Annotated in this window: 22 protein-coding genes; 13 read left to right on the forward strand and 9 right to left on the reverse strand. The window is 68.9% G+C overall.

Annotated elements, in window-relative coordinates:
- The first annotated feature begins 83 nt into the window (after window positions 1–83).
- From ACVCMC_RS17125 to ACVCMC_RS17140, 4 genes are all read left to right on the forward strand, one after another.
- Complete coding sequence (locus ACVCMC_RS17125) at window positions 84–1,790, forward strand: hypothetical protein (RefSeq protein ID WP_447098181.1); 1,707 nt, start codon at window positions 84–86, stop codon at window positions 1,788–1,790.
- A 7-nt stretch (window positions 1,791–1,797) separates the two neighbouring features.
- Entirely contained in the window at window positions 1,798–2,637 is an 840-nt protein-coding gene (locus ACVCMC_RS17130; protein ID WP_447098182.1) for an SDR family oxidoreductase, read from the forward strand.
- A gap of 172 nt (window positions 2,638–2,809) precedes the next feature.
- Window positions 2,810–5,119 (forward strand): penicillin-binding protein 1B, encoded by a 2,310-nt coding sequence (mrcB, locus tag ACVCMC_RS17135; RefSeq protein ID WP_447098183.1) that lies wholly within the window; start codon window positions 2,810–2,812, stop codon window positions 5,117–5,119.
- 2 nt (window positions 5,120–5,121) lie between these two features.
- The gene (locus ACVCMC_RS17140; protein ID WP_447098184.1) at window positions 5,122–5,652 is read left to right on the forward strand and encodes a tetratricopeptide repeat protein; all 531 of its coding nucleotides are present in this window, start codon (window positions 5,122–5,124) and stop codon (window positions 5,650–5,652) included.
- 19 nt (window positions 5,653–5,671) lie between these two features.
- Here the strand turns inward: ACVCMC_RS17140 and ACVCMC_RS17145 are convergent, their stop codons facing one another.
- Window positions 5,672–6,061, reverse strand: a complete 390-nt coding sequence (locus ACVCMC_RS17145) for an MAPEG family protein (RefSeq protein ID WP_395120064.1) — start codon at window positions 6,059–6,061, stop codon at window positions 5,672–5,674.
- A gap of 68 nt (window positions 6,062–6,129) precedes the next feature.
- The gene (locus ACVCMC_RS17150; RefSeq protein ID WP_395120063.1) at window positions 6,130–6,678 is read right to left on the reverse strand and encodes a redoxin domain-containing protein; all 549 of its coding nucleotides are present in this window, start codon (window positions 6,676–6,678) and stop codon (window positions 6,130–6,132) included.
- Between the two features lie 109 nt (window positions 6,679–6,787).
- Here ACVCMC_RS17150 and ACVCMC_RS17155 point away from each other — a divergent pair, with 109 nt between their 5' ends.
- Window positions 6,788–8,728, forward strand: a complete 1,941-nt coding sequence (locus tag ACVCMC_RS17155) for an ATP-dependent DNA helicase (RefSeq protein WP_447098185.1) — start codon at window positions 6,788–6,790, stop codon at window positions 8,726–8,728.
- Window positions 8,729–8,824: 96 nt separating this feature from the next.
- Here the strand turns inward: ACVCMC_RS17155 and ACVCMC_RS17160 are convergent, their stop codons facing one another.
- Window positions 8,825–9,754 (reverse strand): hypothetical protein, encoded by a 930-nt coding sequence (locus tag ACVCMC_RS17160; RefSeq protein WP_447098186.1) that lies wholly within the window; start codon window positions 9,752–9,754, stop codon window positions 8,825–8,827.
- A gap of 295 nt (window positions 9,755–10,049) precedes the next feature.
- Here ACVCMC_RS17160 and ACVCMC_RS17165 point away from each other — a divergent pair, with 295 nt between their 5' ends.
- The 3 genes from ACVCMC_RS17165 (at window position 10,050) to ACVCMC_RS17175 (ending at window position 11,670) form a co-directional block, all read left to right on the forward strand.
- Window positions 10,050–10,436 (forward strand): VOC family protein, encoded by a 387-nt coding sequence (locus ACVCMC_RS17165; protein WP_447098187.1) that lies wholly within the window; start codon window positions 10,050–10,052, stop codon window positions 10,434–10,436.
- 97 nt (window positions 10,437–10,533) lie between these two features.
- Window positions 10,534–11,157: a glutathione S-transferase family protein gene (locus tag ACVCMC_RS17170; RefSeq protein ID WP_447098188.1), complete on the forward strand. Its 624-nt coding sequence runs from the start codon at window positions 10,534–10,536 to the stop codon at window positions 11,155–11,157.
- A gap of 102 nt (window positions 11,158–11,259) precedes the next feature.
- Window positions 11,260–11,670 (forward strand): nuclear transport factor 2 family protein, encoded by a 411-nt coding sequence (locus ACVCMC_RS17175; protein ID WP_447098189.1) that lies wholly within the window; start codon window positions 11,260–11,262, stop codon window positions 11,668–11,670.
- Window positions 11,671–11,766: 96 nt separating this feature from the next.
- Here ACVCMC_RS17175 and dmeF read toward each other — a convergent pair whose 3' ends face one another.
- On the reverse strand, window positions 11,767–12,705 hold the full coding sequence (gene dmeF, locus ACVCMC_RS17180; RefSeq protein ID WP_447099529.1) for a CDF family Co(II)/Ni(II) efflux transporter DmeF: 939 nt from the start codon (window positions 12,703–12,705) through the stop codon (window positions 11,767–11,769).
- A 54-nt stretch (window positions 12,706–12,759) separates the two neighbouring features.
- On the opposite strand from dmeF, the gene ACVCMC_RS17185 reads away from it, so the two are divergent.
- Window positions 12,760–13,029: a metal/formaldehyde-sensitive transcriptional repressor gene (locus ACVCMC_RS17185; RefSeq protein WP_395120057.1), complete on the forward strand. Its 270-nt coding sequence runs from the start codon at window positions 12,760–12,762 to the stop codon at window positions 13,027–13,029.
- A 317-nt stretch (window positions 13,030–13,346) separates the two neighbouring features.
- The gene (locus ACVCMC_RS17190) at window positions 13,347–14,978 is read left to right on the forward strand and encodes a S53 family peptidase (protein ID WP_447098190.1); all 1,632 of its coding nucleotides are present in this window, start codon (window positions 13,347–13,349) and stop codon (window positions 14,976–14,978) included.
- 105 nt (window positions 14,979–15,083) lie between these two features.
- Here ACVCMC_RS17190 and ACVCMC_RS17195 read toward each other — a convergent pair whose 3' ends face one another.
- The 3 genes from ACVCMC_RS17195 to ACVCMC_RS17205 form a co-directional block, all read right to left on the reverse strand.
- Entirely contained in the window at window positions 15,084–16,250 is a 1,167-nt protein-coding gene (locus ACVCMC_RS17195) for a hypothetical protein (RefSeq protein ID WP_447098191.1), read from the reverse strand.
- Window positions 16,251–16,457: 207 nt separating this feature from the next.
- Window positions 16,458–17,702: an MFS transporter gene (locus ACVCMC_RS17200; protein ID WP_447098192.1), complete on the reverse strand. Its 1,245-nt coding sequence runs from the start codon at window positions 17,700–17,702 to the stop codon at window positions 16,458–16,460.
- A gap of 342 nt (window positions 17,703–18,044) precedes the next feature.
- Window positions 18,045–20,258 (reverse strand): hypothetical protein, encoded by a 2,214-nt coding sequence (locus tag ACVCMC_RS17205; RefSeq protein ID WP_447098193.1) that lies wholly within the window; start codon window positions 20,256–20,258, stop codon window positions 18,045–18,047.
- 445 nt (window positions 20,259–20,703) lie between these two features.
- On the opposite strand from ACVCMC_RS17205, the gene ACVCMC_RS17210 reads away from it, so the two are divergent.
- Window positions 20,704–21,465 carry a class I SAM-dependent methyltransferase gene (locus tag ACVCMC_RS17210; protein ID WP_447098194.1) on the forward strand — a complete coding sequence of 254 codons (762 nt, stop codon included), beginning with the start codon at window positions 20,704–20,706 and terminating at the stop codon, window positions 21,463–21,465.
- A 14-nt stretch (window positions 21,466–21,479) separates the two neighbouring features.
- Window positions 21,480–21,833 (forward strand): hypothetical protein, encoded by a 354-nt coding sequence (locus tag ACVCMC_RS17215; protein WP_447098195.1) that lies wholly within the window; start codon window positions 21,480–21,482, stop codon window positions 21,831–21,833.
- Here the strand turns inward: ACVCMC_RS17215 and ACVCMC_RS17220 are convergent.
- Window positions 21,812–23,185 carry a cytochrome C gene (locus ACVCMC_RS17220; RefSeq protein WP_447098196.1) on the reverse strand — a complete coding sequence of 458 codons (1,374 nt, stop codon included), beginning with the start codon at window positions 23,183–23,185 and terminating at the stop codon, window positions 21,812–21,814. The two genes, ACVCMC_RS17215 and ACVCMC_RS17220, sit on opposite strands and share 22 nt — an antisense overlap.
- Window positions 23,186–23,341: 156 nt before the next feature.
- A complete protein-coding gene (locus ACVCMC_RS17225) occupies window positions 23,342–23,587 on the reverse strand; it encodes a hypothetical protein (RefSeq protein WP_447098197.1) in 246 nt (81 codons plus the stop codon).
- A gap of 24 nt (window positions 23,588–23,611) precedes the next feature.
- Here ACVCMC_RS17225 and ACVCMC_RS17230 point away from each other — a divergent pair, with 24 nt between their 5' ends.
- Window positions 23,612–24,397, forward strand: a complete 786-nt coding sequence (locus tag ACVCMC_RS17230; protein WP_447098198.1) for an ABC transporter substrate-binding protein — start codon at window positions 23,612–23,614, stop codon at window positions 24,395–24,397.
- Window positions 24,398–24,443: the final 46 nt, after the last annotated feature.

The following is a 24,443-nucleotide window of genomic DNA, read 5'->3' on the forward strand; positions in this document are numbered from 1 at the left end:
CGCTGAACGCCGGTATCGCGCAGGCCGGGCCGTCCGGTCGCGCGATGTTAAGCTGCGACCGCTTATCGCCAGTGCCATGAATCATGAGCAGCCGCCGCAACCCGCATGATGCCCGGCCACCGAACCGCAGCGAGCCCACCCTGGGCGACCTCGATCAGGTGGAGGGCAAGCCGCGCGCGTCCGCTGCCGATGGCCTGCCGCGGGTCACCGTGGAAAGGCGTCGTGCCCGCGGGATTCGCACCGCGGCATCGCGCGGGCGTCGCGGCTGGCTGCTGCCGATCTTGATCCTGCTGGTCGTCGCGCTCGGCGCGGCGCTCTGGTTCAGCCAGAACCGGCTGCGCGGCATGTTGCCGCGCACCGACCTCAACAGCGTGCTGGCGCAGGCGCAGCAGGCGCTGGACGCGGGCCACCTGGATGGCGAGGACGGCACCAGCGCGCGCGAACTGTTCCAGCAGGTGGCGGCCAGCGAGCCGGACAACGATCGCGCCCGCGACGGCCTGCGCCAGGTTGGCCAGGCCGAGTTGTCGCAAGCCGATGCGGCGCTGCAGGCAGGCCGGCTGGATGAGGCCACCCAGCGCGCCACGGTCGCCCGCGAACTGCTCGGTGGCGGGCGCGACGTGGATCGCCTCGACATGCTCATCCGCCAGGCGCAGGCGGGCCAGATGCACACCGGCGACCTGGTCGACCAGGCCAAGCAGGCATTGGCGCAGGGCAAGCTGGATGGTGCCGACGGCGCCGGCGCGCTCTACCAGCGCGTGTTGCGCACCGACCCGGACAACGCAGTGGCCGCGCACGGGCTGGACCAGGTCGCCAACGCGCTGGCGGTGCAGGCACACGACGCGCTGGAGGCGGGCGACCTGGCCAAGGCCGATCCGCTGGTGCTGCAGATCGCCGCGCTGCGGCCGAACAACGGCTCGCTGCCGGCGCTGCGCGCGCTGCAGGCGCAGCGGCGCCAGCAACAGGATGGCGCGGTAAAGGATGCCATTGCCCAGGGCCGTGAGGCCTTGCGCGACGGCCGCATCGCCGGCTCCGGCGACGACACCGCGCTGGCGCACTTCAGGGCTGCGTTGGCGCTTGATCCGGACAGCGAGGAGGCCAAGGCCGGGCTGGGCGACGTGGCGCAGGCGCTGACCGTGCAGGCGAATGCGGCGATGGATGACGGCGATCGCGCGCAGGCGGCCAAACTGCTCGGCCAGGCGAATGCGCTGGCGCCGAAGTCGGCCGATCTGGCCGCCGCCCGCGCGCGGCTGCAGAGCAAGCCGCCGGCGAGCAAGCCACCCGCGGACGAACCCGCCGAGACGGTGCACGCGGCCGACGAGGCCCCGGTGGTCGCCGCCGCGTTGTCGCCGCAGCAAAGCGCAGCCGTGGCCCAACTGGTGCAGCGCGCGCAGCAGGCCACCGCCAGCGGCAACATCATGATGCCGCCCGGCGACAGCGCGTACGACCTGTACCGCAGCGCGCTGGCGATCGACGGCAACGACGTGCTTGCGCGGCAGGGCCTGCAGGCCTTGCCGGGCCGGGTCGAACAGTTGTTCAAGCAGGCCCTCGCGGCCGGCCAGCTGAAGCAGGCCGGCGACATGCTGGCCAACCTGGGCGAATTGGCGCCGGGCGATCCGGCACAGCTGGGGCTGAGCAACCAGCTGGCCAGCGCCTGGGTCGATCGGGCCCAGCAGCAGCTCGATGGCGGCGACCGCATCGGCGCCGGCCAGTCGCTCGCGCGCGCGCGTAAGCTCGCGCCCAACCATCCGCGCGTGACCGAGCTCGCCGCGCGACTGCAGGGCAATCCGTGAGGCCGGCATGACGGTGCTGGTCGTCGGCGGCAGCAGCCAGATCGGCCACTTCGTCCTGCCGCACCTGCGCGCCACCGGTGAGCCGGTGCTGGCGCTGAGCCGGCATCCGCGGCCCGCGCGCGACGGGGTGCAGTGGCTGCGCGGTAACCTGCCGCACGACATGCCGACGTTGCCCGAACTGTCGGCAATCATCAGTTTCGGTCCCTTGCTGGCGTTGGCCGAATGGCTGGCCCGTGCCAGCCTGGTCGGCGCGCCGAGGGTGGTGGCCACCAGTTCGATGAGCGCCGAAAGCAAGCGGGATTCGGTGGTGCCGGCCGAGCGCGCGATCGCGCGCCAGCTGCGCGAGGGCGAGGCTGCGCTGGCCACCGCCTGCGCCCGCCACGGCTGCGCGTGGACCGTGCTGCGGCCGACCCTGGTGTATGGCGCCGGGCTCGATCGCAGCCTCACCCCGATCGCGCGCCGTGCGCTGCGCACGCGGTTGTTTCCGATCCCGGCCGCGCGTGGCCTGCGCCAGCCGGTGCATGCCGACGACGTCGCGCAGGCAGTGCTGGCCGCGCTGGATTGTCCCGCCTCGGCGGGACGCATCGTGCCGATCGGCGGCGGCGAACGGCTGCCGTATCCGCAGATGTTCGCGCGCGTGCGCGACAGCCTGCCGCGCGCCACCGTGACAGTGCCGCTGCCAGCCTGGTTGTTGCGGCTGCTTGCTCGCACGTGCCCGCCGCTGCGTGGCCCGCTGAGCCGGCTGGACCGCGATCTGGTCGCCGACAACGGCGAGTTGCAGCGCTTGCTGGGCATTCACCCGCGGCCGTTTCGGCCGGATGCGGGGACGTGGCAGCCACCGGCGTAGGGCGGGCATGGCCCGCCGCCCGGAACGCCAAGGCATGCCCAAAACCGGCGGGCAGTGCCCGCCCTACCATCCACATGCCCGGGAATTGCCCGCAAAACCGCCGCGGCGTTCATGGGCGCGCCGGGATGCACGCCCTATCATCGGGAAACCTGATCGCCGGATTCCGCCGCCCTTGAGCTTCCTCGACCGTACCCGTTCCCTCGCCCGCCGCAGCTGGCCGTGGCTGCGCATTCCGTGCTGGATCGGCCTGGGCCTGCTGGTCGGTTTCGTGTTGCCGTACGTGCTGGTGCTCAACAAGCGCGTGCAGGATCGTTTCAACGACCTGGTGTTCGCGGTGCCCACGCGGGTGTATGCGCGGCCGCTGCCGCTGCAGGCCGGCGAGCCGATGACCAGCGCCGCGCTGGAACTGGAACTGACCTTCGCCGGCTACAGCCACGACGGCAAGGGCCAGGTGCCCGGCAGCTGGATGAAGCAGGGCAGCCGCTACACGATCTCCTCGCGTGGCTACGCCGGCCCCGACGGCGGCGAGTTGCCCAAGCGCATCGTGGTGACCCTGGGCGGCGGCGAGGTGGCCTCGGTGCACACCGCGGCGGACAAGCAGCCGATCAAGCAGACCCATCTCGACCCGGCGCGCATCGCCACGCTGTACGGCGCCAGCCAGGAGGAGCGACGCTTCGTGCAGTTGCGCGACGTGCCGCCGCTGCTGGTCAAGGGCCTGCAGTCGGTCGAGGACCGCAATTTCAAGAACAACATCGGCATCGACTTCGGCGCGATCGCGCGCGCGGCGCTGGCCAACCTGCGTGCCGGCCACACCGTGCAGGGTGGTTCCACGCTGACCCAGCAGCTGGTGCGCAACCTGTTCCTGAGCCGCGACCAGACCTTGACGCGCAAGATCAACGAGGCGCTGATGTCGCTGCTGCTGGAGGCGCACTACAGCAAGGGGCGCATCCTGGAGGCCTACGTCAACGACGTGTTCCTGGGCCAGCAGGGGGCGCAGGCGGTGCACGGTTTCGGCGCCGCGTCGGAGTTCTATTTCGGGCGCCGGCTGCAGGAGCTGCGGCCGCAGGAGATCGCCTTGCTGGTCGGCCTGGTGAAGGGGCCGAGCTACTACGACCCGCGCCGCGCACCCAAGCGCGCCCTGGCGCGGCGCAACCTGGTGCTGCAGGAGTTCTTCGACACCGGCCTGATCAGCGCCGCGCAGCTCAATGCGGGCCAGGCTGCGCCGCTGGACGTGATCAAGAACGGCCAGCTGCCGCACAACCGCTTCCCCGCGTTCATGGATCTGGTGCGCAAGCAGATCACCACCGACTTCGACGAGAAGGCGTTGCGCGAAGGCAACCTGTCGATCTTCACCACGCTGGACCCGGCCGCGCAGCTGTACACCGAGCAGGCGATCACCAGTTCGCTCAAGGGCCTGGGCAAGCGCGGCGACGGCGTGCAGGCGGCGGCGGTGGTGACCGATGCGCACACCGGCAGCGTGCTTGCCGTGGTCGGCAACCGCAATCCGGGCGAGCCGGGTTTCAACCGCGCGCTGGACATCCGCCGGCAGATCGGCTCCACGATCAAGCCGTTCGTCTACCTGGTCGCGCTGACCCAGCCCGAGCGCTGGAACCTGGCCAGCATGATGGACGACAGCCCGATCAGCATGCGCCAGCCCAACGGCAGCATGTGGACGCCGCAGAACGACGACCACCGCAGCCATGACCCGCTGATCATGGTCGATGCGCTGGCGCATTCGTGGAACCTCGCCACGATCCATCTCGGCATGGCGGTGGGCTTGCCGCGTATCCGTGCGTTCCTCGAATCGTTCGGGCTCACCGACGTCAATCCCAGCCCCTCGCTGCTGATCGGCGCGCTGGACCTGTCTCCGCTGCAGGTGGCGCAGCTCTATCAGTATCTGGCGGCGGATGGTCACGCCTTGCCGCTGCTGGCGGTGCGCGGCGTGCTCGACGGCAGCGGCCGCACGATCAAGCGCTACCAGGTGCAGCCCGGTCCCGGCGAATACCAGGAGGCGGTGCGGCTGACCACCTGGGCAATGCAGCAGGTGGCCGAGTACGGCACCGCCAGCGCGATCGGCAACTCCGCGCTGGCCTCGCTGCACGCCGCCGGCAAGACCGGCACCAGCAACGACATGCGCGACAGCTGGTTCGCCGGCTTCACCGGCGACCACCTGGCGGTGTTCTGGATGGGCCGCGACGACAACAAGCCGACCACGCTGTTCGGCGCCAGCGGCGGCTTGCGCGCCTGGCGCGACCTGTTCGCCAAGCTGCCCACCACGCCATTGTCCGCCGCGCCGGGACCGGGCCTGGAAATGGCCTGGATCAACCCCGCCGATGGCCGCCGCACCGAGCCGCAATGCCAGGGCGCGCAGCAGGTGCCGGTGGTCGCCGGCAGCCTGCCGGCCGATGCCGAGGGCTGCTTCTGGCAAAGCCTGTTCGGCGGCGACACCGCCACCCCCGCTCCCTCGACCACCACGCCGTGACCATGCCCATGACTTCCCGACGCCTCGCGCCGCTGCTGCTGTCGGCGCTGCTTGCCACCCTGGCCGGCTGCAGCTTGTTTCGTTCCGCGCCGGCACCAGCGCCGGCGGCCGTGCCGGAGCATGACGCGGTGGCGGCGATCCGTGCCGCCGGCGCGCACGACGATTCGGTCATCGACGTGAAGCCGCTGCGCGACCCGGCCGTGGATGCGCTGATGGTCCAGGCGGAACAGGACGAACGCAGCGGCAACTACACTGCCGCCGCCGCCACGCTGGACAAGGCGCTGCAGATCAGCCCCGATGCGCCCGACCTGCTGCAGGAGCGCGCCGAGATCGCGATCCGGCTGAAGAATTTCGTGCGCGCCGAAAAGCTGGCGCACAAGTCGTGGACGCTGGGCCCGCGCCTTGGTCCGCTGTGCGCGCGCAACTGGCAGACCATCGTCGAGACCCGCTTGCAGGCGAACGACACGGTCGGCGCGTCGACCGCGCGCAAGTGGGTGCAGCAGTGCCGCAAGGCGGGTGTGCCCCGGTATTGAGCGGCGGGGCCCCGGCCGCTCAGAGCAGCGCCACCAGCAACAACACGATGCCGGCGAGGCTCACCGCCCAGACCAGCGTGCGCAGGTAGGGAATGCCGGCGGCATACACCGGCACGTAGAGCACGCGTGCCCAGAAATAAAGTTGCGCACCGAGCACGGTGAGCGGGTCGTGCTGCTGCATCACCTGCGCGGCCAGCACCGCGGCGGCGAACAGCGGAAAGGTTTCCAGGAAGTTCGCGCGGGCACGATCGAGTCGTCCGCCGACGCCGGTCAGCGGCGGCTTCACCTCGTCGCGCGCGCTGGCGATCCAGCCGAGCCCGCGCTGGCCGATCGAACAGCTCGCCGCCAGGGCGATCTGCACCAGCCCCAGCACCACACTCCACAGCAGCATGCAAAGTTCGGTCGTCACGACGCACTCCTCCGGCGATGGTGGGCGCATGGTGAATCCAGCCGCGGCTTCTCGCCAGTGGCCCCGGGCTACGCCGCGCGGCGGCTGCGATCCTGCCGCAGCAGGCTTTCGACCCGCTGCAGCGGAATCCGGTCGCCGGCGTCGCGGCCGTAGTAGGCCTCCACGATGCGGCCGCGGCCGTCGATCAGGAAATCCGCCGGCATCAGGTTGCCGGTGTTGAGGCCGGCGAAACCGACCAGGCGCAGGCCGCGGATCAGGGTCGGCACCCGCGTCACGATCGCCTTGAACTTGCGCCACAGCGAACGCTCGATGCCGTAGACCTCGTGCGCACGCGAGGTGGGATCGGCCGCCAGCGGAAACGGCCGCGGGCGGTGGCCGGCGAAGCGCAGCACCTCGGCTTGCGAGGCGCTGAACACCGCCACCACGTCCAGCCCGCGCTCGGACAATTCCTGGTGCCGCTGGGTCAGCTCGTAGATGCGGAAATTGCAGAACGGGCAGGCCGCATCACGGAAAAACGAGAGCAGGGTAAGCCGACCGGGTTGGCTGGTCGCGATGGCCTGGCCGTGGATGTCGACCAGGTCGAGTACGGGTGCGGTTTCGGGTGCGAACAGTCTCACGGCTGCCTCCTTGGAGTGGCGGGCGGGTGGCATGCCAGTGGATGCGCCGGCCACCGTCGCGGTTCCCGCGCCGCTTTGTCGACGGCGGTCGCTCGGCCATAATCGGCGGATGATCGCTCCCGACGACACCGTGTCCGACGACGACGTCGGCGCCTTGCTCGGTGCCGACGGCCCGTTCGCCCGCGAGCTGCCGAACTTCGCGCCGCGGCTGGCCCAGCAGGCGATGGCGCGGGCAGTGCAGCAGGCCATCGCCGGGCGCGACACGCTGGTTGCCGAGGCCGGCACCGGCACCGGCAAGACCTACGCCTACCTGGTGCCGGCACTGCTGTCGGGCGAGCGCGTGATCATCTCCACCGGCACCAAGTCGCTGCAGGACCAGCTGTACTTCCGTGACCTGCCGAAGGTGCGCTCGGTGCTGGGCGCACGCCTGAAGACGGCGCTGCTGAAGGGTCGCGCGAATTATCTCTGCCTGTACCGGCTCGACCAGACCGTGCGCGATGGCGGCAGCCTGGCGCCGGCGCAGGCCGCGCAGCTGGCCGCGATCCGCGCCTGGTCGGCGCGCACCCGCCGTGGCGACCGCATGGAACTGGCCGAGGTGCCGGAGGAGTCGCCGCTGTGGCCACGCGTCACCTCCACCGCGGAAAACTGCCTCGGCGTCGAGTGCCCTTTCTACGACGACTGCCACGTGTTCAAGGCACGCCGCGAGGCGATGGAGGCGGACGTGGTGGTGGTCAACCATCACCTGCTGTTCGCCGACCTGGCGCTGAAGCAGGAAGGCTTCGGCGAGATCCTGCCCGGCGCGACGGCCTTCATCCTCGACGAGGCGCACCAGATTCCCGAACTCGCCGGCCAGTTCTTCTCGCAGAGCGTCAGCGCGCGCCAGCTGACCGACATGGCGCAGGACACGCTGACCGAATGCAGCGGTATCACCGGCGCGATCGGCCTGCTGCTGGAACCGGTCGAGGCATTGCAGAACGCGCTGCGCAAGCTGCGCCTGGCGCTGGAGCCGCTGCCCTCGCGCGGCGCCTTCGCGCTGCTGGAGGATCGCGCCGAGGTGCGCGCCGCACTGCACGAACTGGGCGAACTGCTGGCCACGCTGGCCGAGCTGCTCGCCTCGCAGGCCGAGCGCTCGCGTGGCTTCGCCAACCTGCACGAACGCGCCGCGCTGTTCGGCGGGCGGCTGGAGCGCATCATCGAGACGCATGGCGACCAGGACGTGCGCTGGTACGAAACCTTCCCGCGCGGCTTCGCGCTGTACGCCACGCCGCTGGATCTCGCCGCGCCGATGCGCGGCCTGCGCGAACGCACCCAGGCGGCGTGGATCCACACCTCGGCCACGCTGTCGGTGGCCGGCAACTTCGACCACTTCGCGCGCCAGCTCGGCCTGGACGAGCCGCAGACACTGTGCCTGGACAGCCCGTTCGATTACGCGCACCAGGCGCTGTGCTACCTGCCCGCTGGCCTTCCCGACCCGAACGCACGCGACTACACCGAGCAGGTGATCGAGGCGGTGCTGCCGGTGCTGCAGGCCTCCAACGGCCGTGCCTTCCTGCTGTTCACCTCGCACCGCGCACTGCGCCGCGCCGCCGAGCTGCTGCAGGACAAGGTGCCGTGGCCGCTGTTCGTGCAGGGCAGCGCGCCGCGGCCGCGACTGCTGGAGGAGTTCCGCGCCAGCGGGCACGGCGTGCTGCTCGGTGCGGCCAGTTTCTGGGAAGGCGTCGACGTGGTCGGCGAGGCGCTCAGCGTGGTGGTGATCGACAAGCTGCCGTTCGCCGCGCCCGACGATCCGGTGCTGATGGCGCGCCTCGCCGCGCTGGAACAATCCGGCATCAATCCGTTCATGGGCTGGCAGGTGCCCAGCGCCGTGATCGCGCTGAAGCAGGGCGCCGGCCGCCTGATCCGCAGCGTGCACGACCGCGGCGTGCTGGTGCTGTGCGACCCGCGCCTCACCAGCAAGGGCTACGGCAAGCTGTTCCTCGCCAGCGTGCCGCCGATGCCGCGCACGCGCGAGCTGGCGGACGTGCAGGCCTTCTTCGACCTGCCGTCGTAGGGCTGCGCCGCCCGCCAGCCTTTGCTTCACAGACCCGGCCGAAGACCCGCGCTGGCTGCCGGCACGCCCTGACAGCCGCCGTGTTGCCCCGGGCAGCTACGGATTCGGATATGGCAGGGTTCGAGGCACGACCTTGAGGGAAAAGTCGATGTAGCGATGCTCGGCCGGTACCGTGTTGTGGCCGACCCACTCGCCGCTGCGGGTCCACACGGACTCGTCCGGACTGATCGTCATGCCGCCGGCGGGCAGACCCTGCGTCATCTGGTCGGGCCGGTTGCGCGGGCCATCGCAGAGCGTCAGCGAATGATTGATGAACTCGGATTCGCCGGTGTCGTAGGTTCTGACGGCAAAGGCCGAATAGACGCTGCCTTCCAGCGACTCCGGCGACCTCTCCTCATGCTTGCGAGTGCCATCGGTGCTTGCGACATCGAGAGTCCAGTTGCCGGACATCGGCGCATCAAAACCCACTTCAATGCAGGTGCCGTCGCCGTCCGGCATGGTTTCATCGCGGGTCGGGACGGACAGCGTGACCCCCCGCAGCTTGCCGCTGGCCTGCACGGTTTCCTTCGTGGTGATGGTTTCGCCGTGTACCACGGCACGCCCGGTGCGCAGGCCCTTCAGGCTCACCGTGCCGGACGCAGGGGCGGGAAAGGGAGGCAGTTCCTCTTCGCGCGCTGGATGGAACATGTACTGGTTGTAGCCGAACTCCTTCCATGTACAGGCGAGCAGGTCTGCGGAGCCTTGGACGAGCGCGTGCATTTCGGTTCGATTGCTTGCGGTGCCGTCGTTGTCGTTGAATTCGTCGAGGTAGTCGACGCGGTAGCGCAATTCCACGTGCACCTGGATCAGGCGCGCAAAGGGAACAAGCGCACCGGTTTCGGCATCGACCGAACTGCAGGCTTCCGACAGGTCAGGGCTGTTGGCGGGGTTTGCCGGTGGTGCTTCCCCGGCATCCTGCGGTTGCATGCACGCGGCGAGGGGAACGGCGAGCAGGATTGCCAGCGTGACGAGCTTGTTGCGTTTCATCCGATTCCATTCGTACCGAGGTCGAGGCGGGCGGCGCAGATGATACGGGAACAGGGCGCGGCTCGTTGACCCGCATTTCGCGAACCGGCAGTCAGGATGCAGACCTGAGCCGGCGGCGGCTTGAGGTTCTCCGGAACAGGAACAAGGGGACGAAGGCAATGAGAGCTCCTTGTCCTGTCCTAGTTGATACTCCCCCCCTTATCTGCATGGCCGGGGAGCGGCGGGCAGCGCCCGCCCTGCACGTGACGCGCCGGTATACGATGGGCCGGAACATCCGACGCGACAGGACAACGACATGGCCAAGGTCACCGGACTGGGCGGCATCTTCTTCAAGTCGCGCGATCCCGCCGCGCTCGCGGCGTGGTACGCGAAACATCTCGGCCTGGATGCCGAGGCATGGGGCGGCGTGCGCTTCGACGAGGACGAACAGCGGCCCGGCTACACGCTGTGGTCGCCGTTCGCGGCCGACACCAGCTACTTCGGCGCGGGCCCGCAGTCGTACATGATCAACTTCCGCGTCGACGACCTCGACGCGCTGCTGGCGCAATTGCGCGCCGATGGCGTCCAGGTGGACGAGCGCGTCGACGAAAGCGAGTTCGGCCGCTTCGGCTGGATCACCGATCCCGAAGGCACCCGCATCGAACTGTGGCAACCGCCGGCCCAGGCCCCGACGGCGGCTTGAAGTTCGCCGCTGCCGCCGGCATCTGGACAGGACGTGCTGCTGCACGCCATTCCGCCGCGTCTGCCACGCGGCATCCGCTTCACCCAAGGAGACATCCATGAAGCTTTACAGTTTTTCCGGCTCGTGCGCGCTGGGCGCCAACATCGTGCTCGAATGGATCGGCCAGCCCTACGAATTGCAACTGCTGCAGAAGAATGATCTGGCGAGCCCGGCGATCCGCGCATTGAACCCGAACGGCCAGGTGCCGATCCTCGTCGACGACGGCTGGGCGCTCAACGAGAACGCCGCCATCCTCAACTACCTTGCCGACAAGTTCCCCGCCGCAAAGCTGGGCGGCGAACCTACTCCGCGCGGCCGCGCCGAGGTGAACCGCTGGCTGGCAATGATCAACTCCGACGTGCACCCGGCGTTCAAACCGCTGTTCGGCGCCACCAGCTACCTTGGCGACGAGGCGATGATCGAGAAGAGCAAGGACGCCGCGCGCCAGCAGCTGCGCACCTGGTTCGAGCGGCTGGACAAGCACCTGGAAGGACGCGACTGGCTGGCCGGCGAGCGTTCCATTGCCGACCCCTACCTGTTCGTCACCCTGCGCTGGACCCACGCGGTGAACGTCGACCTTGGCGGCCTCGCCAACTTGCAGGCATTCGAGCGACGCATGCGCGCCGACCCCGGCGTGCAGCGCGCGCTCAAGATGCAGAAGCTCGACCAGACGCACGCTTGACCGCACCACAGCGGCAAGGCCGCCACGCGCGACCTTGCCGTGGAACGGCGGACGCAGGCGGCGATACCATCAGCCGACCTTTCGCGCAGGAACAGTCCGCCGATGCATCCTTCGGCCGAACCCGAACCCGAACCCGATCCCGTCACGCCGCCGGAACTGCTGGGTGTGCTGCAGGCCCTGCGCAAGCGCGAGCCGATCTTCCATCGCCCCGAGTTCGGTCGCACGCGCGCCGACTTCGAACGCATGACCGCTGCCGACTTTTTCGAGATCGGCGCCTCCGGCCAGTGCTACAGCCGCGCCTGCGTGCTCGACGTGCTGGAACACCGCACCCCCGATCCCGCCGAACACAGCTGGATCACCCGCGACTTCCACTGCCGCGAACTCGGCGCGCACACCTACCTGCTCAGCTACACGCTGGAACAGGGCGAGCGCGTCAGCCGGCGCAGCACGATCTGGCGACGCGACGGCGACGACTGGGTCATCGTGTTTCACCAGGGGACGCTGGTCGCGTAGCCGCGACCGGCGCCATCGATTCGGCGCGCCCGGGTAGCGGCTGCCCAGGCGGGCGCGTCATACCGACGTTGTGGCGAGTGCGAGATCAGAGCGTCACTAGGCCACCGCGACCTCGACAGTCACGTGCACCAGTTCCTCGTGCACGGCCAACTGCCGGCGGACTTCCTCGGCGCTGATCGCCGAGGTGGCCACCAGGCCGAGGATGCAGGCGTAGCTGTCGCGGCCGACGCGCCAGACGTGCAGGTCGCTGACCGCCGCCGTGGCGAACTGATCGCGCACCACGTCGCGGATTTCATCGACCACCGGCTGGTCCATCTCGGCGTCCAGCAGGATCTTGCCGGACTCGCGCAGCAGGCCGAACGCCCAGCGCGCGACCAGGATCGAGCCGACGATGCCCATCACCGGATCGAGCCAGGCAGCACCGTATAGCTTGCCGCCGACCAGCGCGACGATGGCCAGCACGGAAGTTGCCGCGTCCGCGATGACGTGCAGGTAGGCCGCGCGCAGGTTCACGTCATGATGATGGTTGTCGTGCCCGTGGCCGTGATCGTGTCCATGCGCGTGCCCGTGCGCGTGGGGGTGCTCGCCCTTCAGCAGCCATGCGCACAGAAGGTTGACGCCCAGGCCGAGCACTGCGATCAGGATCGCGTCGTCGTAGTGGATCGTGGCGGGCACGAACAGCCTCTCCAGCGACTGCACCATCATCAGCGCGGCAACCACGGCGAGCAGCAGGGCGCTGCTGTAGCCGCCGAGTATCTCGATCTTCCAGGTGCCGAAGGCGAAGCGGCCGTCCTTCGCGTAGCGCCTGGCCAGCGCATAGGCCATCACCGAAAGTCCCATCGCCAGCGCATGCGAACTCATGTGCCAGCCGTCGGCCAGCAGGGCCATCGAGTTCAGCCAGTAGCCGCCCGCGATCTCCACCACCATCATCGCCGCCGTGATGTACACCACGCGCCGAGTGTTGCGCTCCGCCTTGGCGTCGACGTGGTTGAACTGGTGGCTGTGGGTGAATGCGGAGACGTCGGGGGCGGGCATGCTGCGTGCTCTGGTCATATACTCCCCCGCAGTATATGACGAGAGGCAGTCGCCGTGTCGCACATCCAGGAAAACCGCCGGAAGCTGGTCGCCCGCGTGCGCCGCATCAACGGCCAGCTGGCCTCGCTCGAACGCGCCATCGAAGGCGACACGGAATGTGGCGCCGTGCTGCAGCAGCTGGCAGCCGTGCGCGGCGCGGTCAACGGGTTGATCCTGCAGGTGATGGAGGGCCATCTGCGCTCGCACGTGGCCGGCCGCGGCAGCAGCAAACGGCAGGACGAACTCCTCCCGGTACTGGCGGTGTTGCGCAGCTACCTCAAGTAGCGGCGGTGCCTGCAACGGCATTTGCGGGCACCGAAGGACAGACCGTCATCGGCGGGTCTGATGGCCAGGTGCGGCAGGCCGGATTCGACCGCCTCGCCGCCTGTCGCGATTTCATGCGTTTCCGCAAGCTTTTGCGAATCAACCACTTGCATGCGTTTTTTTGACGGCTGCACGGATTATTCGCCCCCCCCGCGTGTTAGCGTCGAGGACTGGCGAGGCCAGGGATTCGTTGGGTGGGACCAGGGCCGCGTCACGGGATTCCGATTCGTCAATGACCGGAATTTTTCTGTTCGCACCATCAACCTCGGGGATCAACCATGCAGATGAAGAAGACTTCGCTGTGTCTGGCAATGGGGGCAATCTGGGCGCTGGCGTCCACGGTCGCAGCGGCGGCCGGCGTCGACTCGACGTGGAAGACGACGGCCACGCATGCGCACGTGCCGGCCGCGTCGGTGAACATGAGCAGCCTGGTGGCATCCAGCATGCCGCTGCACGTGCAGGTGACGCTGAAGATCCGGAACAAGGGTGCGCTCGACGATTTCATCGCCGCCGCACACAACCCGGCCAGCCCGCTGTTCCGCGCCAAGCTGCAGTCGAGCGACGTGGCCGCGAACTTCCTGCCGAGCCAGGCGCAGGCGCAGGCCGTGGCCGATTACCTGAGCCAGGCCGGCTTCAGTCACGTCAGCATATCGGCCAACCGCCTGCTGGTTTCGGCGGACGGTACCGCCGGCAATGCGGGGGCCGCGTTCGGCACGCGCTTGGTCAAGGCCACTGACGAGCACGGTCGCGCCGCCTACGCCAACATCGACGACGCCAAGGTGCCGGCGGCACTGGCCGACGTCGTGCTGTCGGTGAGCGGCCTGCAGACGGTGACGCATCCGCACACCATGCTGGCCAAGGCTTCGACGCAGGGACGCGTGGAGAAGGGCCGGCCGGGCGGCGGTGGCGGCGCGACCCTGGTCGGCCACAACCCCACCGCGTTTCCGACCATCTACAACGTGGTCGGCACCCCGACCGCTTCCACGGTCACGGTGGGCATCATCAGCGATGGCGACATGACCCAGCCGCTGAAGGATCTCAACCAGTTCACCAGCACCAACGGCCTGCCGGCAGTGAACACGCAGGTGGTGACGGTGAGCACGCCGGGTACCGACACCAGCGGCACGCCCGAGTGGGATCTGGACAGCCAGGACATCGTCGCGATGTCCGGCGGGGTCGGCAAGCTGATCTTCTACGCGGCCAACTCGCTCTCCAACAGCGATCTCACCGCCGCGTTCAACAAGGCGGTGAGCGACAACCAGGCACAGGTCGTCAACGTCTCGCTCGGCGAATGCGAAACCAGCGCCTACCAGGACGGCTCGATGGCGGCGGATGACCAGATCCTCGCGCTGGGCGTGGCGCAGGGCCAGACGTTCTCCATCTCGACCGGCGACTCCGGCTCGAACGAATGCACCAAGAAGCCGACCGGCACCACGCCGAGCTACCCGGCCAGTTCGCCGTACGTGGTGGCGGTGAGCGGTACGTCGCTGAGCACCGGCGCGTCGAACAGCTGGGTGAGCGAGACACTGTGGAGCGGCGCGGGCGGCAGCCCGAGTACGGTCGAACCGAAACCGAGCTGGCAGACCCAGGGCGGCGGCACTACCCGCGACGTGGCGGATGTGGCCTTCGACGCCGATCCCAACTCCGGTGCGATCATCATCGTCAATGGCAGCAATGCGCAGTACGGCGGCACCAGCCTGGCGGCACCGCTGTTCGCGGCCACCTGGGCCCGCATGCTCGCGGCGCATCCGACGCTGGGCTTCGCCGGGCCGCACCTGTACAGCGTATCCACCGCCAGCTATCACGACGTCACCTCCGGCAGCAATGGCGGTGAGACGGCGACGGTCGGCTGGGACTACGCCAGCGGCTTCGGCAGCGGCATCGTGAGTGCGCTGAACGCGGCCCTGTAAGTTCCGCGAGGCACCTGCGAGGGCGTCCGCCGGGAGGCGGGCGCCCTCGTCGCGTCGGGATGTTTTTGCATTCGAGGGCAGGAGCGCTCGCTCGCCTGCGGCAACTCAGTCGATGTAATCCACCTGAACCCCGGTGCGCCGGCTGAACTGCGCGGCGTTGGTCTGGACGGCGTTGAGGTTGGCGCCGCATTCCCCGCGCGATATGTGCACGGCTCGCACTTGCGCCGGGACCATGCGTACCCGCCGGAAGATGTGTGCCTCGATCAGCAGGTGGTTCTCCGCGCTGTCGGGCCGCGGATTGCCGTTGTGTGCGGAGGCCAGCAAGTCGGCCACCAGGGCTTTGGCGTTGGCCAGGTGGGTCGCGCTGGGGTTGGCCTGGTACTGCGATCGGGTCGCCAGCAGGATGGCGCCGCCGAACGTGTTGAAGCTCACCTGGTAAAGCTTGCCGCGATCGCCCTTCGCCTTGAAGCCGCTGCCGTTGGAGACCGGTGTGAAGGTGTCCATCGCAAAGTAGATCGCGTCCTTCTTGAAGCCGTCGTCCAGCTCGAACACGCTTTTGCCGTACTCGGTATTGGAGCCATGCACTCGGCGGCCGTAGTTCAGCGCCGCAAATACCTGGGAGTCCGCCGCCGCCCCGGGCGCACGCACATGGTTGGGGGAGTAATGCATGGTGGCCGGCGCCGTGGTGCCGCCCTGCTTCTTCACGTGCGGCAGCACCAGGCCGGCAGCGCCCACCTGGGTCTTGCCGTCGGCGAACTGGCCGTACAGCGCGTGACGGTCGGCCTTGGCCCGCACATGGGCCGGGTTTTTCGGGTCCTGGTTGGCGGTCAGCGCCGCATCGGTGGTATGCCGATCCCACATGGTGATGTATTCGTCGAAGCCGGGCCCCGTGCCGAACCAGCCGGTTGCGCTGAAATTGATCGTCAGCGGCGCCTGGTTGGCCAGGTTCTGCAACGGGGTCACCACGTTGGCCTTGAGCTCCTGGAGCAGGTCCGTTCCCAACCCGGCCTCGCTCTTGCCGCCAAGCACGCCGCCGACCTTGCGCACCAGGCCACCGGCGGACTTCACGCCGTTGCGCAGCACCAGCATCGTGCGCCAGCGATCCTTGATCTTCTTTGCCTTGCCGCCGAACGCTTCGCCCCACAGATCCCAGTCGTCGATGAGCTGGAAGACGTCGGCGGCCAATGTATTCGCCGGCCAGTAGCTGTCCACCTGCGTGATTCGACCGCCCACAAAGGTTTGTGCCGCAGCACTGCGCCATTCTCCGCTCATGGAATTTCCCCGGGTCAAGTGACGAAACGGCCATCCCCGCGTGGCGCGGCCGGCCCCCCAATCAGCCCGGCGATGGTACGCCGATGCGAGTTCGGTGCGCACGCGACATGCGCTGCGCGGCCGTCCCGCGGAGCATCCGTCCGGCGGCGCTCGTTGAGCGTCCGGGTGCAGCTTCCATGAGGCGGGACCCCGCTGCTGGCGCGTCGCTCAGTGCGATGCCGGGCGATGCCTGTGCACCTGCCGCGCCACCGGCACCAGCGCCAGCAACGCCATCACGGCAAAACCGGCACCGGCGAGGAAGGTGGCGCGCGAGCCGAACGCGTCCCACAGCGCGCCGGCCACCACGCTGGCTGCCAGCAGGGCCAGCCCGCCGACCAGGTTGAACATGCCGTACGCCGTGCCGCGCAGATCGGCCGGCGCGGCGTCGGCAACCATCGCCGCCAGCAGGCCCTGGGTCATGCCCATGTGCAGTCCCCACAACGCCACGCCCAGCGCCAGCCCCGCCAACCCGCCGACGAAGGCCAGCGCGAGATCGGCCAACACCAGCACCAGCACGCCCAGCGCGAGCAGCGTGCCGTGGTCGAAACGGTCGGCCAGCACGCCGACCGGATAGGACGAGAGCGCATACACCACGTTCAACACCACCAGCACCAGCGGGATCAGCACCAGTCCCAGCCCCAGCTCCTGCGCGCGCAGCACCAGGAAGGCCTCGCTGAAACGGGCCAGGGTGAACACCGCGGCGATCGTCACCACGCCCCAGTACAGCGGCGGCAGACGTGCCAGCTCGGTGCGCGACAACGGCGAACGCGCCCGCCTGCTTTCCCGGTCGCCCGGCGCGTCGCGCACGCCGAACACCACCAGCGCGAACGCGGCAAAGCCCGGCACCACCGCGAACCAGAACACCAGCGGGATGTTGTCGGCGGTCAGCCACATCAACGCGATCGCCAGCCCCGGGCCGAGGAACGCGCCGGTGGTGTCAAGCGACTGGCGCAGACCGAACGAGGCGCCACGCAACTCGGCCGGTGCCAGGTCGGCGATCAGCGCATCGCGCGGCGCGCCACGAATACCCTTGCCGACACGATCCACGAAGCGCGCCGCGACCACCCAGCCGAGCGTGCTCGCCAGCGGAAAGACCGGCTTGGTGCACGCGGCCAGCCCGTAGCCGATCGCCACCAGCAGCTTGCGCCGGCCGAGCCAGTCCGACAGCGCGCCGGAGAACACCTTGGTGATCGCCGCGGTGGATTCGGCGATGCCCTCGATCACGCCGACCGCGAGCGCCGAGGCACCAAGCGCGCCGACCAGGTACACCGGCAGCAGCGCGTGGATCATCTCCGAGGAGGTGTCCATCAGCATGGAGACCATGCCCAGTGCCCAGATGCCGGCCGGAATCCGGCGCAGCGCGGACGGCGTCTTCGCCGCGGCGTGGCGGGGTGCTTCCGGCTGCAGGCTCATCGCGGCGCCTCCTGGGAACTCGCGGGCGGCTCAAGCCGCCCGACGCCCGGGCAGGGTATAGCCGAAAGCGTGGCCGTGCTTGCCAGGCCGAGGCTCGCGGTCCGCAGGCAAGGGTTTTCGCCTGCAGGGGCGGCCGGGTCGCCTTCTATCCGGTATGGCCGGGAGAGGTTGCCGTCGCGTCGCGGCAGCGGCGCGAAATGGCAAAGCCGGCCTGAAGGGTGGCGGGCCGGACGTCTGGAGCGAAAAGAAGGCTGCGCGCCAGGCGCTTGCCGATATCGCGCAAGTACCTTGTGCGCAGCCACAACGGCGGCATCCATGCCGTTGCCTCCATTTGGCCTGCCGTCAGCTGGTGATCTCCAGTGCGAACGAGGCCGTCTCCGCATAGTCGTAACCCTGGATGCGGCCGCTGCCGGTGAAGTGCTTGGCGTACACGTGCAGGGTCACGCTGAAGGTGCACTTGCTCAGCACGACGCTGGGCACCTGCGTGGTGTCGGTCAGCATGGTCTGGAACGTCTCGCTGCCGGAGGACACCGCGCCGCCGGTCTCGCCGACGTCGGTATGGTTGTTGCCGCCCGACGGTGCCGGGCCGAGCGCACCGCTGTTGCCGTTCAGGCCTCGCTGCCAGCCGATGCCGTAGTGCCACATGAACGAATTGCCGTCGCCGTTGCCGGCGTGCTCGACGCCGTGCAGGTGGTAGGCGCGGAAGCCGATGGCGAAGGTGCTCGCCGCCGGGCCCGTCATGAACTGGCACTGGCTGGTGTTGGCGACGCCGTTCTTGCGCAGGTCGACAATGTCGCCGCCCACCGGCGTGTTGTCCACCCAGAACACGTGCGCCGCGTCGGCGAACGGCACCGGGTCGGTATCCACCGCGGACATCCAGCGGCGGAATTCGAACGGTTGCGCCGTGCCCGGCCCGCTTGCGCCGTTCGGCTTCACCCGGTTGCCGGCGGCATCGAACACTTCGATGACCAGCATGTACTTGCCGTCGGGGAACTGGCTTTGCGCCGTGTTCCAGCCCTGGTGGAACTGCCCGCTCAGGTAGCGGTGGTCGGGAGAGCTCCAGTACGGCACCTTGAACAGGTCGCTTTCCGCGCCGACGGTGGCCGGGCCCAGCAGTTCCGGTGCGCGCACCACGTCGCCGGGAATGTCCACCAGCTTGTCCCAGGTGACCGAGTCGTTCAGCACGATCGGCGCACCGACCGGCGTGCCGGCATCGCTCAGCGCAAACACCTTCAGCCGGTAGTACTTCACGAGCGGCTCCAGCTCCGGCGAGAACCACAGGCGCAGGCCCAGCCCGCCGCCCCACGGGCAGTCCGGCGCGTACGAGGTGGTGAAGGTGCCGTCGTCGGCATCCAGCGCGCCGACTTGCGACACCCCGGTCTGCACCGGGAAGTTGAAGTGGAAGCTGCCATAGCTGCCGACGTGCTCCAGCATCACGAACGGCAGGTTGCCGTTCGGCGGCGGCTCGCCCGGGCCGTCGGCGCAGACGCGCGCCTGCGGATCGTAGCTGTGGATGTCCGCCGTGCTGCCGGCGGCGAAATACTGGTGTGCAGCCAGCCCGTCGTAGACGACGTGCCAGGCGCCGTTGATCATCTGCCGCACGCGGTAGGCGTAGGTCGTGACGCAATGCTCGCGCGCCAGGTGGAACGGCGGGCGCAGGTAGCACAGGTCGAAACGGCCACCAGGCTGGATCATCGTCTCGCCGACCTTGCGCACCGAACAGTGGCAGAAGATCGGGTACAGGTACGGGCGCGCCAGCACGTACTCGCGCGCCGCATCTTCCGGCATCGCACGCAGCGCCAGGAAATCCTGGTGCAGGTTTTCCGGTGGCGTGGCGGCAAGATCGAACGCCGCCTTGCGCTGCTGGATGTCGCGCGCCGCGGCACGCAGCGAGCGCGGGTCGAAGGGCGCCGGGTCCGGCCCGGGGATCGGGTCGGGGATCGGGTCCGGCAGCGGTATCGGCAGCACCGCGAGAATCTCGCGCAACCGGTCCAGCAGGTCCGGGATGCGGAACCAGCGGCAACAGCATTCGCGTTCGTAGATCTCCACGACGCCGTCGCACAATGTCTCGCAACGCAGCGGGAAGCGCAGATGCGGGCGCAGCTCCGCAGTGATCGGCTTGATGCGCGCGACCTGGGCCAGCGCATACATCGGCTGCAGCCGGATATCGTCGAGCAGGTCCCAGAACCACGGCCGGCATTTGCTCACGGTGCCGCTGACGCACTGGAAACGGAAGTGGAAGCGGTTCCAGATATCCGGCCCCAGCACCAGTCCCTGCTTGCGCCACAGGTCGACCTGCTGCGCCACGCGGTAGCGCGCCAGGCTGTCCGTCGGCAGCGTCCTGAAATCCTCGACGTCCGGTCCGAACGCGATCGCGCTGGCCTCGCCCGGGTCCAGCCGCAACAGCTTGCCGTCGTAACTGCCCAGCTTCCTGATCGGGCGGCCGCTGACGTCCACCTTGTACGCCGCAAAGCGCGGCGGCTGCTGTCCATCATCGAGTCCGACAAAGGTGACTGTCAGATCCAGCGGTTTTTCCTTTTCGTTGCGACTGGCCATCGTGATCTCCGTGAAGCCTTGGCTGAAGACAGGTGTGTGGTGGCGCCCGTCCCGCGGCATCGGTGCGATCGCGACGCGCGGAACGGCGATGGCCGGCATCGGATTCGCGATGCCGCCATGACGATGGATGAGCAAGCCGTGTGCCACGGCCTTGCATGCCGCGCGGGCGCGCCGCGCCTGCGCCGCGACGCCGCACGGCGCGGGCGCATGGGGCAGGGGTGACCCGGTTTCGATATGCGCTGGGTGGCGCGTCACCCGCGCGATACGCGCGATGACTGCACGGGGTTGTGCCCCGCGGGTTCGGCTTCAGGCACGTCATCCACGCGCTGGAAACACAAACCGTCTACCCTAGGTTGCGCGTGCGCGAAGACATGGCGCACGCGCTGGAGCAGCATGGATTTGCGAGGCGCCTGCCGAGGCCCATGCACTAACCCGGAAGAAACGCATGTCCGTTGAACGAGGTGATCACGTCGCCAATTGGTTCCAGGCCGGTGGACAGAACTACGCCAGATTCCGCCCGGAGTACCCTCCGGCGCTGGCCGCCTTCCTGGCGCAGGCCGCGCCCGACACCCGCCTTGCCGTCGATGTCGGCTGTGGCAGCGGCCAGTTGACGGCGCAGCTCGGTGCGCACTTCGACGCTGTGCTCGGCCTCGATCCCAGCGTCGACCAGATCGCACACGCGCCAGTCAGCGAACGCGTGCGGTATGCCCAGGCCGCCGCCGAACACCTGCCCGTGCCCGATCGCAGCGCGAGCCTGGTGACTGCCGCGCAAGCCGCCCATTGGTTCGACCTCCCCGCGTTCCATGCCGAGGTCCGGCGCATCGCCCGGCCCGGCGCCCTGCTGGCGTTGGTCAGTTACGGCGTGCCGAAACTGGACGAGGAGCTGGATGCGTGCTTCCTGCGCTTCTACCGCGAGGGCATCGGCCGCTTCTGGCCGCCGGAACGGCAGCTGGTCGACCGCGGCTACGCGGACCTCGACTTTCCATTCGCGGAGTTCCCGCCGCCCGCGATGGCGATACGGAAAACGTGGTCGCTCGGCGAGCTCATGGGCTACATCGCGACCTGGTCGGCCGTGAAACATGCCGTGAAGGAAGGCCATGGCCAGCTGATCGAGCGTTTCTCGACGGAGCTGGCCGCGCGCTGGGGCGATCCGGAAACGCGACGGCCGGTGACCTGGCCCATCAACATGCGCACGGGGATCGTGTGAGCCTGTCTAAGGGGATGGAAACATCCAGCGGCTCCGGATGCGCCCGGAGCAGCGCGGGCATTGCCCGGCAGTTTTCCGTCACCGTCGCGGACATCACGTTCACCATCGCGGTTTCCGACATGGGCGTTCCCGCGTGCCCGCAGGAGCGCACCTTGTGCGCGATGCTCTTGCTCGTGACACCCCAACGCGAAGAGCGGTCGATCGTCTTCGGCGACCGAGTCACTTTTCTCTTGCGCGGCCAGGAGAACCGCAGCCAGAAGAGAAGGCCGCCCCGCTTGGCGCTTGCCGGACTCCTGTCCGGCAAGTCCGTGAGCCGGGGCCGGGTTTTTCGCCAGGGCCGACCTGCTCAGATCGCCAGCCAGACGTAGCAGTAGAGCGTGTCGTTGTCCCTGGCGTTGCGCGTTGCGCCGTCGACGCCGTGCACGCGCCCGCTGAAACGGTTGAACCAGGTGTATTCCAGGCCCAGCCGCACGTTGGCCCAGGGTTGATGCCACGAGCCGGACTGGTAGTCGAACTCGACGCTTTCGCCCTGGGTGTTCGGCGAGCCGTCGTTGCCGTAGAGCGTGACGTCCCTGCTGCCGTTGTCGACGAACGACGCCAGGGTCACGCCGTAGGTGTGGCGGTACCAGTAGCTGCCCTTGAGGTTGAGCGACTGCAGCGTGTCGTGCAGATGGTCCGATCCGCCATCGCCGTAGGTGGCATCCAGGCGCTGGCTCTCGTGGACGTACAGCCCGTCGACGGTGACGACGTGGTCGCCATTGGCGTACATGTAGCTGGAATCCACGCCGAAGTCGCGGAACCGGTCGGTCGGCCCGGGCAGCGCGACCGCGTCGCCGACCGCGTTCGGGCCAGCCAGTCCGCGGCGCATGTCCAGCATGAACCCGCCGAGGGAGAGGCTGCCGGTGGGCAGGTTCCACGTGTAGGCCACCCGCGTGTATGGCGTGACCCCGCTCAGGCGGCCGTCGTAGCCGGCATTGACGTGCCGCAGGAACGCCGGCGACAGCGAGCGGTAGCCGCCAGCCTCCAGGTACCACGCGCCGTCCAGTTGCACGTAGGCGCTGGCGCCGATCACCTGACCGCCCAGGCCGCCGAACAACATCGGCTGAGCCGGGGCGCCGGGCGCCAGATCCGCCGACATGTACGGGTACATCCACGCCGGCGCGGTGTTGAACACGTCGCTGACGGTGGGGTTGTTGTTGACCGAGATGCCCCAGATGCCGCTGTGTTTGCCATGGCTGAACATGCGCGCATAGCGCCAGTCCACGTTGTCCCAGCCGAGCAGGCCGCCGTTCTCGGAGTAGGTCGCCTGCGCGAAGACGCCGGTGTGCTCGCTCAACCGCCCGGCCAGAAACACCGACGCCTGCTGCAGCTCGGTGTTGTCGTTGGTGCCGAAGCCCTTGGCTGGAGCTTCCGCCTGGGCTTTCTGCGTGTGCGTGAACGACTCCACCAGCATCGCCGAAAGCGGCACGTCGGTCTGCTCGCCGACCTTCATGGTGTAGCCCATCAGCTTGAACTGGCGCCCGAACTGGGTCAGCTCCGGCCCGAAGCCGCCCACATGGCAGGCTACGCACGGTTGCTGCGTCTGCCGCGCGTACGAGGGCACCGCCGATGCCGGGGTGGGTATCCCCAGCCATGCGAGCGCGATCAGCGCGATCCAGCGCGGTGGTCGGGCGAAGGCAGTGAACCGGCTCGCAATGAGGCTGTTCCGGCAAGCGTTCATGACATGCTCCCCACGATTCCAGTGTGATGGCTGGATACGGGGGCAGTCTTTGCCGATCGGATGCCCGCGATATTGACGTCCATCAAACGCCGGCGATACGTCTCTCGCGTGCAAGGCCGCAGGCGCTTGAGCGGCCCGCGGAATATCACCGGGCCATCACGGGCGCACCCGATCGGCGGCCACCGGCGCAAGAAAAACATGCAGGAAATTGCGAATCGCCACGCGGGGACAGCGGCGCAAGATTCGCCCGCAGCGCACGTTCGGGCGATCGCTTCCGGCCGATGGCGGCATGACCTGCAGCGTGCTGTCGATGGATTCGTTCGCCTTCGGCCTGCCGGAAGCCAGCCCGGCCCGAGCAAGGCCGGCAGGCACGCCTTGGCTCGCAAGCAGGCATTGCGCCACACTGCGGCAGTTCCCGAGGCCGGCATGCCGATGCGCATCTTCTCCCACACCTGCTCCAACACCGAGATCGTCTGCGCGCTGGGCTGCGCCGACCAGCTGGTTGGCGTGGATGCCGATTCCGATTACCCGCCCGACGTGGTGGCGCGGTTGCCCAGTACCGGGCGCGATCTGGATCTGGACGTGGAGGCGGTGCAGGCGCTGGAACCGGATATGGTGCTGAGTTCGCTGACCGTGCCGGGGCACGAGCAGGTGGTCGCCGAGCTGCATGCGGCGGGGCTGGCCACCCTGGTGTGCGATCCGCAATCACTGGATGACGTGTACGACGACATCCGGCGCATCGCCGCCGCGTTGGGCGTGGTCGAACGCGGCGCCTCGCTGGTGGCGTCGATGCGTGCGGCGATGCCGGCGGCGGAGGTGCCCGGCGCGCGTCCGCGCGTGCTGGTGGAATGGTGGCCCAAGCCGGTGATCGCGGTGGCCCGGCAGTCGTGGGTGAACGACATCATCCACCTTGCCGGCGGCATCAACCCGTGGGGCGAGGTGGATGCCCGCAGCGTGCCGCTGCACTATGCCGACGCGGCGGCCGAGCGCCCCGACATCGTGGTGATGAGCTGGTGCGGCGTGAAGGTGGAGAACTACCGCGCCGACAAGGTGCGCGGGCGCCCGGACTGGGCCGAGGTGCCGGCAGTGCAGCACGACCGCATCCATGCGATCAGCGAGGCCTACCTTGGCCGGCCCGGTCCACGGCTGGTCGAGGGCTATCGGCAGTTGCGCGCCGCCATCGTGGCTGCCGGCTCCCCCGCGATGCCATGACTCGGCCCGCATCCCGCCCGCCGTCGCCCGCTGCAAGGCCGCCCGC

The sequence above is a fragment of the Rhodanobacter sp. UC4452_H20 genome, from assembly GCF_052978205.1.